The 6,792-nt window shown below is 59.3% G+C and carries 6 protein-coding genes; 5 read left to right on the top strand and 1 reads right to left on the bottom strand.

Going from position 1 to position 6,792, the window contains the following annotated elements:
- Window positions 1–665 precede the first annotated feature (665 nt).
- The 3 genes from HMPREF3135_RS04230 (at window position 666) to metS (ending at window position 3,917) form a co-directional block, all read left to right on the top strand.
- Window positions 666–1,838: an acyl-CoA dehydrogenase family protein gene (locus HMPREF3135_RS04230; protein WP_005510658.1), complete on the top strand. Its 1,173-nt coding sequence runs from the start codon at window positions 666–668 to the stop codon at window positions 1,836–1,838.
- 295 nt (window positions 1,839–2,133) lie between these two features.
- A complete protein-coding gene (locus HMPREF3135_RS04225) occupies window positions 2,134–3,744 on the top strand; it encodes a sodium-dependent transporter (protein ID WP_070438236.1) in 1,611 nt (536 codons plus the stop codon).
- Window positions 3,745–3,749: 5 nt separating this feature from the next.
- Complete coding sequence (metS, locus tag HMPREF3135_RS04220) at window positions 3,750–3,917, top strand: methionine/alanine import NSS transporter subunit MetS (protein ID WP_048733989.1); 168 nt, start codon at window positions 3,750–3,752, stop codon at window positions 3,915–3,917.
- A 42-nt stretch (window positions 3,918–3,959) separates the two neighbouring features.
- Here metS and HMPREF3135_RS04215 read toward each other — a convergent pair whose 3' ends face one another.
- Entirely contained in the window at window positions 3,960–4,718 is a 759-nt protein-coding gene (locus HMPREF3135_RS04215) for an enoyl-CoA hydratase-related protein (protein WP_070438233.1), read from the bottom strand.
- 80 nt (window positions 4,719–4,798) lie between these two features.
- On the opposite strand from HMPREF3135_RS04215, the gene HMPREF3135_RS04210 reads away from it, so the two are divergent.
- Together HMPREF3135_RS04210 and HMPREF3135_RS04205 are read left to right on the top strand one after the other, a co-directional pair.
- Window positions 4,799–5,347, top strand: a complete 549-nt coding sequence (locus HMPREF3135_RS04210; RefSeq protein WP_049190692.1) for a GNAT family N-acetyltransferase — start codon at window positions 4,799–4,801, stop codon at window positions 5,345–5,347.
- Window positions 5,348–5,505: 158 nt separating this feature from the next.
- Window positions 5,506–6,753 (top strand): HNH endonuclease signature motif containing protein, encoded by a 1,248-nt coding sequence (locus HMPREF3135_RS04205; RefSeq protein ID WP_241482448.1) that lies wholly within the window; start codon window positions 5,506–5,508, stop codon window positions 6,751–6,753.
- The last annotated feature ends 39 nt before the right edge of the window (window positions 6,754–6,792 follow it).

The following is a 6,792-nucleotide window of genomic DNA, read 5'->3' as shown; positions in this document are numbered from 1 at the left end:
CGGACACACTTTTCTTTACTTAACCCACTAGCGCCTAATCGCAGCAATAAAAAATAAAAATAACGCGACCTGCTCGCTGTCCATTCCACGGGGACGGCGCACAGGTCGCGTCATTTTTTCGAGTGCAATTGGAGGTTGCTATGACTGCAGTGGAAGAAGCTCGGATAATCAAGGGAACCGGTCTCCACCTGATGCTCATACTAACTACCACCAGCACTAATGGGAATAAGAAAACGAGAATGTTTCGTTAATCACCCCCATGATGACCATCCAAAACGCCTACCCTATCGACCCCAAAGCCCCAGGGTCCCGCCTGTCAGATATGACAAAAATAGCCATTCACCTGGCTTTGTAGGTTAGCATTACCTAACATTGCCGACTGTCGGGGATAGTCTGGATTCAATAGCAACCCCCAACCGCAACGGGGGTAGTTTTCCGGGAAGGCTGGGCGCAATATCCGTCGTCAAGCGATTTCACGTCATCAATCGGGAAAAAACTTTTAAAAAAACAAGTGTCTCTCATCACACTCATGCATAATGGGGTACAACAGTCATAGCCACTATGACGATGAACCGAGGCCATCGCGTTTATCTGCAGCGTTTATCTGCGACGTACGAAAAGGCCTTAAGACAAAAATTCCACGACAATATTTCTAGGAGCATGTCATGAAGGACTTTCTGCCCCGTACTCACTTCGAAGAAGAGCACAACATGTTCCGCGACATGGTTCGCGGCTTCGTCGAGAAGGAAATCACCCCGAACGTAGAGCGCTGGCACAAGGAAGGTCAGCCGGACCGCGAGATTTTCAAGAAGGCCGGTGAGCTGGGCCTGATTGGTATGTCCACTCCGGAGGCATACGGCGGCGGCGGAGAGATGGACTTCCGCTACAACCAGGTCCTGAACGAGGAGCTCTCCAACGCTGACTGTGGTTCCATCGTCGTTTCCTTCGGCGTTCTCAACGACCTGGTCGCTCCATACCTGGCCAAGTTCGGTAACGAAGAGCAGAAGCAGAAGTACCTGGCTTCCATGAACGCCGGCGACACCATCGGCTGCCTCGCTATGACCGAGCCGGGCGCCGGTTCTGACCTGGCAGGTATGCGCACCTTCGCCAAGAAGGACGGCGACCACTACGTCCTCAACGGCACCAAGATCTTCATCTCCAACGGCATGATGGCCGACTTCGCTCTCGTCGCAGCTATCACCGACCCATCCAAGGGCCGCGCTGGCGTCTCCATGTTCATCGTCGACGCTGACCTCGAGGGCTTCACCAAGGCTGGCCCGCTGCAGAAGGTCGGCCTGAAGGCTCAGGACACCGCTGAGCTCAACTTCGATAACGTCCGCGTTCCGGCTGAGAACCTGCTCGGCGAAGAGGGCGCTGCCTTCGGCTACCTGCGCACCAACCTCGCTCACGAGCGCCTGACCCTGGCTTGCGGCTCTGTCGCAACTTCCCGCCGCGCCTGGACCCTGGCTTACAAGTACGCCCAGGAGCGCGAGGCATTCGGTCGCCCGATCATCCAGCACCAGGTCCACGGCCACTACCTGGCTGACATCGCCACCCGCGTCACCGCCCTGCAGGCTTTCGTTGACCAGGCCGTTATGGCCCACAACGCTGGTCAGCTGGACGAGACCGGTGCTTCCATGGCCAAGTACTGGACCACCGAGGAGCAGCAGGACATCGTTACCCGCTGCCTGCAGATGTTCGGTGGCTACGGCTTCATGCTCGAGTACCCAATCTCCACTCACTACCTCGACTCCAAGGTCCAGACCATTTACGGTGGCACCAACGAGATCATGAAGGAGATCATCTTCCGTCGTATCGCCAAGGGCGGCGCAGAGTAAACAGCGCACGTCGGTCTAGCCGATTCGCCTCAAACCCCGTCAGGTCTTCCTGGCGGGGTTTTTGCATACCTCAAAGTAGGTGGCTGGCGATTATTTACGAGGCTGGATTAGAGTTCCCTTCCCCTGTGCCATACCCCTCACCAAAAACATTACCCCCTACAAAACCGAAACTATACAATGAGATACCCATCTCATATACTAAGATTCTGTTAGGTAATGGTGATGCACTTCACCAAATTCCCTCCTAGGCCGCGCGAGCGCGTGACCGGAGATGAAGGATTGGAGTTCCAGAGGTATGAGCACAACCAACTCGACCGCTACCCCTCAGCGAAGGGAGGTGTTTTCCACCCGAGCAGCCTTCATTTTCGCCGCTATCGGCTCGGCAGTCGGGCTTGGAAACATCTGGCGTTTCCCCTATGTCGCGTATGACTCCGGCGGTGGCGCTTTCCTTATCCCCTACCTGGTCGCACTTCTGACCGCGGGTATCCCACTGCTCTTCCTCGACTTCGCCATCGGCCACCGCTTCCGAGGGTCCGCACCGAAGTCGATGCGTCGCATCAAGCCCTGGGCTGAGCCAATCGGCTGGATCCAGGTCGGTATCGCCTTCTTCATTACCGTCTACTACGCCGTTATTATCGCGTGGTCCTTCATCTACGCCTGGAAGTCCATCCGCAAGAGCTGGGGCCCAGATGCCGAGACCCACTTCATGAAGGACTTCCTCCAAGTAGACACCGAGAGCGTCTTCTCTCTGGACTTCGTCCCCTCGATTTCCATCGTCCTGCTCATTGTCTGGGTACTCGTCATCGGCATTCTGGCCGCTGGTGTGGACAAGGGCATCGGCAAGGTCTCGATTATCTTCATCCCACTGTTGACCATCCTCTTCGTCGCAGTGGTCATCTACTCCCTGACGCTCGACGGCGCTGCAAAAGGCCTGGACGCATTCTTCACCCCAGACTGGTCCGCACTCACTGACTCCAGCGTATGGATTGCCGCCTACGGCCAAATCTTCTTCTCCCTGTCCGTGGCCTTCGGCATTATGCTGACCTACGCCTCCTACCTGAAGCCACGCACGAACCTCACCGGTTCCGGCCTGGTCACCGCGTTCGCAAACTCCTCCTTCGAGGTTCTCGCCGGTATCGGTGTCTTCGCCACCCTGGGCTTCATGGCAGCGCAGTCGGGTCAGGCCGTTGACGAGGTCGCAACCTCCGGTATTGGTCTTGCCTTCATCGCCTTCCCGACGGTCATCTCTGAGATGCCAAAGCTCATCGGCTCCGTCTTCGGCCTGTTGTTCTTCCTCTCCCTGGCAATCGCCGGTGTGACCTCCCTGATGTCGCTGCTCGAGGTCGTCGTCTCCGCAGTAAAGGACAAGCTGAACCTCGGCCGCGTCCAGGCCACCCTCACCGTCGGTGGCGCCATGGCCGTCATCTCGCTGCTGGCCTTCCCGACCACCTCAGGTCTGGTAACCCTCGACATCGTAGATAAGTTCACCAACAACGTCGGTATCGTCCTGGTTGCACTGCTGACCATCATCGCAATCGACTGGATCCTGCGCCGCACCAACGAGTTCGCCATGCACCTCAACGCCGTGTCCTCGTTCAAGGTCGGCACCATGTGGCAGATCTTCGTCGGAAACATCACGCCGGTCATTCTCGCCGTCATCCTGTTCCAGGAGCTCATTGGACTTTTCCAGGAAAACTACGAAGGCTACTCCGACACCCAAATCGACATCTTTGGCTGGGGTGTCATCGGCGTGATTCTCATCGGCGCTCTGATTATGGCCATCCTGCCTTGGCGCGGCCAACACCGTCTCGATGGCCCTCCGGGCTCGGACTTCGGTGTGACGCCAGATTTCAAGCGGTCCTCACACCTGCCACGCAAGCACACTCCGGAAACCGAGGAGGTTTAAGCCAAATGTCCGGTATCGCAATTGTCATGATGGCACTGTTCATCATCGTCATCTGGGGCGGTCTGGCGGTCTCGCTGGTCAGCCTATCCAAGCACCCTGACGAGGTTTCCGGTGAGCTGGGAGATCACCCAGAACTCACCAGTGAAGTACTAGGAGCACAGGAAGAGCAGTAGTTCTTCACTACTACCTCTCCCCTGCCACTCCAGGTATCTGCCTTACTCACCTACGAAATGCGGTGGTCGCTTCTCCAAGAACGCGGCCACCGCTTCCTTATGGTCGGCCGAGACCGCCAAACGAGCCTGCGCGTCCGCCTCCGCCGCAGCGGCAGACAAGGTATCCCGGCGCAGCAGAGCCTTAATCTCCTTCAGCGCGGCCGTCGGCCCCGCCGCAAACTGGGCAGCCAACTCACGTGCCCGAGTCGCTGGATTATCCACCACTTCAGTGACCAGGCCGAGGCTCAGGGCTTCGTCGGCAAGCACCTTCTTATCGAAGAACAACAGCTCACGCGCCTTCGCGTCACTGACCATGCGCGGCAGCAGCGCCGACATGCCACAGTCCGTGGCCAGGCCAATCGACGGGAACGCCGCCTTGAACGACGCCTTCGGGCCCGCGATACGGAAATCACAGTGCAGCGCCAACGACCAGCCGGCACCCGCCGCAGCACCTTCGATAGCTGCAATAACCGGAACGTTAATCGCGGTCAGCTCCGCGACCATCGGGTTGTACTCCTCGACAACCTTGCCCATGCCGGCGCCGGACTGCAGGTCAGAAATGTGCTCCTTCAAATCCTGGCCCGTACAAAACGCCTTCGGCCCGCCGAGCAGGATAACAGCGCGCACATTCGGCTCCTGCGCACGCTCAAAAGCGGCTTTCAGCTCCAAGCGGAGGTTCTTATCCAGGGAGTTATAGGCATCCGGGCGGTCGATGGTGATGGCTAGAATGCCGTCGGAAAAGTCTTGAGTAACGTTGCTCATAACCTCGCAGGTTATCGCAATCTCCCCCGCCTCGGACGCACTTTTGCACCAAATCACTCGCCGCGAGTAACAAGGGACACATGACACTTCCACGCCCCGCCACGCCTGACGACGTCCACGAGATCGTCGACCTCATCAAAGACCTGGCGGCCTACGAAAAAGAACCCGATGCCGTCCGACTGACCCCCGAGCGCCTGCGCGAACAGCTCTTCGGGGACAACCCTGCGATTTTCTGCCACGTCGTCGACTCCACATCCGGAAATTTGGACGACGGCGCCGGTGGCGGTGATGGCGGTGTTGGTGGCGGTGATGGCGGTGTTGGAGGCAGCCCGCGCCTCGACGGCATTGCACTGTGGTTCCTCAACTACTCCACCTGGGAAGGCACCCACGGCATCTACCTCGAAGACCTCTACGTCCGCCCCGAGGCACGCGGCACCGGCAAGGGCAAAGCACTGCTGCAGAACCTCGCGCGAATTGCCGTGGAGCGAGGCTACTCACGTGTCGAGTGGTGCGTCCTGAAGTGGAATCAACCCTCCATCGATTTCTACCGCTCCCTCGGCGCCTTCCCCATGGACGAATGGGACACCTTCCGCCTCACCGGCAGCGCCCTGCGTGACTTCGGGGCGTAACAGACGGCAGCGCGTGGTGCGGCGGTACGGCGGTGCAGCTGCGGTGCGTTTGCGCGGTGAAAAGTCCGGATGTGGATAACTGCTAAACCGGCTGACTTATCCACAGCCTGCCCTCATAGGCGTTGTCCCCCTACATCCGGACTTTTACCTTCAAAGGCATGACAGTTCTTGGGACGCTCGCCGCACTGGCCTCGCGCGGAATGGACACGCTGGCGGAACTCCACGCCGCGCGTCCCGACGGCCACGACGCCACCTCCCACCTGGCGGCAACCCTCGGCCTTGACCCGGCGCGCCTCCGGCTTTTGCTACGCGTCGCCGCCCACTACCTCCAACCCGCTGACACCGAGGAAAACACCAAAGCCCGCGAAGATGCCACCGCTCTGGCCCGCCGACTCGGGCTCAGCCTAGACACCTGCGTGCTTATCGACAAGCGCAGCCGCCAAGCCAACAACGCCGAACTCCACGACAACCTGCGGCTCACATTCGTCGCTGCCGCCGAACGCCTCGGCTTCGAAGAACTCGATCTCTACATGCGGGAAACTCTCACCGAGCTCAACACCGAAGACGAGCCACCCCAGCATCTGCGCGCCCGATTTTCCCGGAAGGTAGACATCCGGGGAATGAAGCACTTCCACATCTCCGGCCCCTCGGATATGCTCGACAATCTCCTGTCGCCGCTTACCATCCGTGCCGCAGAAATCCGGAAGTCCCATCCGGAGTTTTCCCACGACCGCTGCGTCGGCCAAGCGCTTGCCGAGCGCCTCGAGCATGCCGATGCCGCAATGCCCGTCGACAAGCTCGATGAAATGCGCTACCAACCCGCCATCATCATCACCGCACAAGACCTCATCGACTACAGCCCGCGATTCGCCGCCACCACCAACGGCTCTGCGCTCGCCCCCGACGTCTTCCTCAACGCCCTACTCGCCGACACCGGGTGGGCCGTGCTTTACGACGAACACAGCGCCATTACGGACTTATTTCCCATCGGCAACCCCCGCCTGGCGACTGAAGAGCAGCGCATCGCGATGCTCATCGACAACCCCATCTGCGCCTGGCCCGGCTGTGAACGCCCCGCCTATAGCGGACAAGCGCACCACCTAGTCGCCCACAAACACGGCGGCACAACCACGCTGGACAACCTCACCATGGTCTGCCGCGAACACAACGGGCTTAACGACGACGACCGGGAAGGACGCAACGGCCACCTCGAACGCATCCCCACATCCGGACATATTCGATGGCGCCCACCTGACAAGACTCGGCCGCCGCTGTTTAGCAACTCATTCGTGACATCAATGTCCGGGAGGTCCTACGCCGGATACCGGGCAGGCACGACGAAACAGCTCGGGCCGGAGCCACCACCTCCGGACCAAAACCCGGATGTACGGGAAAACCCGTCCTAGCGCACTGCTAGAACGGGTACTTGCGCTGCAAAAACGCAG

It is taken from the genome of Corynebacterium sp. HMSC14H10 (assembly GCF_001807105.1).
Taxonomy (GTDB): domain Bacteria; phylum Actinomycetota; class Actinomycetes; order Mycobacteriales; family Mycobacteriaceae; genus Corynebacterium; species Corynebacterium jeikeium_D.
This window is presented reverse-complemented; position numbering and strand designations above follow the sequence as displayed.

Bases quoted from the DNA above. Each gene is read 5' to 3' on its own strand.
- HMPREF3135_RS04230 (WP_005510658.1), top strand. From the start codon at position 666: ATGAAGGACTTTCTGCCCCGTACTCACTTCGAAGAAGAGCACAACATG.
- HMPREF3135_RS04225 (WP_070438236.1), top strand. From the start codon at position 2,134: ATGAGCACAACCAACTCGACCGCTACCCCTCAGCGAAGGGAGGTGTTT.
- metS (WP_048733989.1), top strand. From the start codon at position 3,750: ATGTCCGGTATCGCAATTGTCATGATGGCACTGTTCATCATCGTCATC.
- HMPREF3135_RS04215 (WP_070438233.1), bottom strand. From the start codon at position 4,718: ATGAGCAACGTTACTCAAGACTTTTCCGACGGCATTCTAGCCATCACC.
- HMPREF3135_RS04210 (WP_049190692.1), top strand. From the start codon at position 4,799: ATGACACTTCCACGCCCCGCCACGCCTGACGACGTCCACGAGATCGTC.
- HMPREF3135_RS04205 (WP_241482448.1), top strand. From the start codon at position 5,506: ATGACAGTTCTTGGGACGCTCGCCGCACTGGCCTCGCGCGGAATGGAC.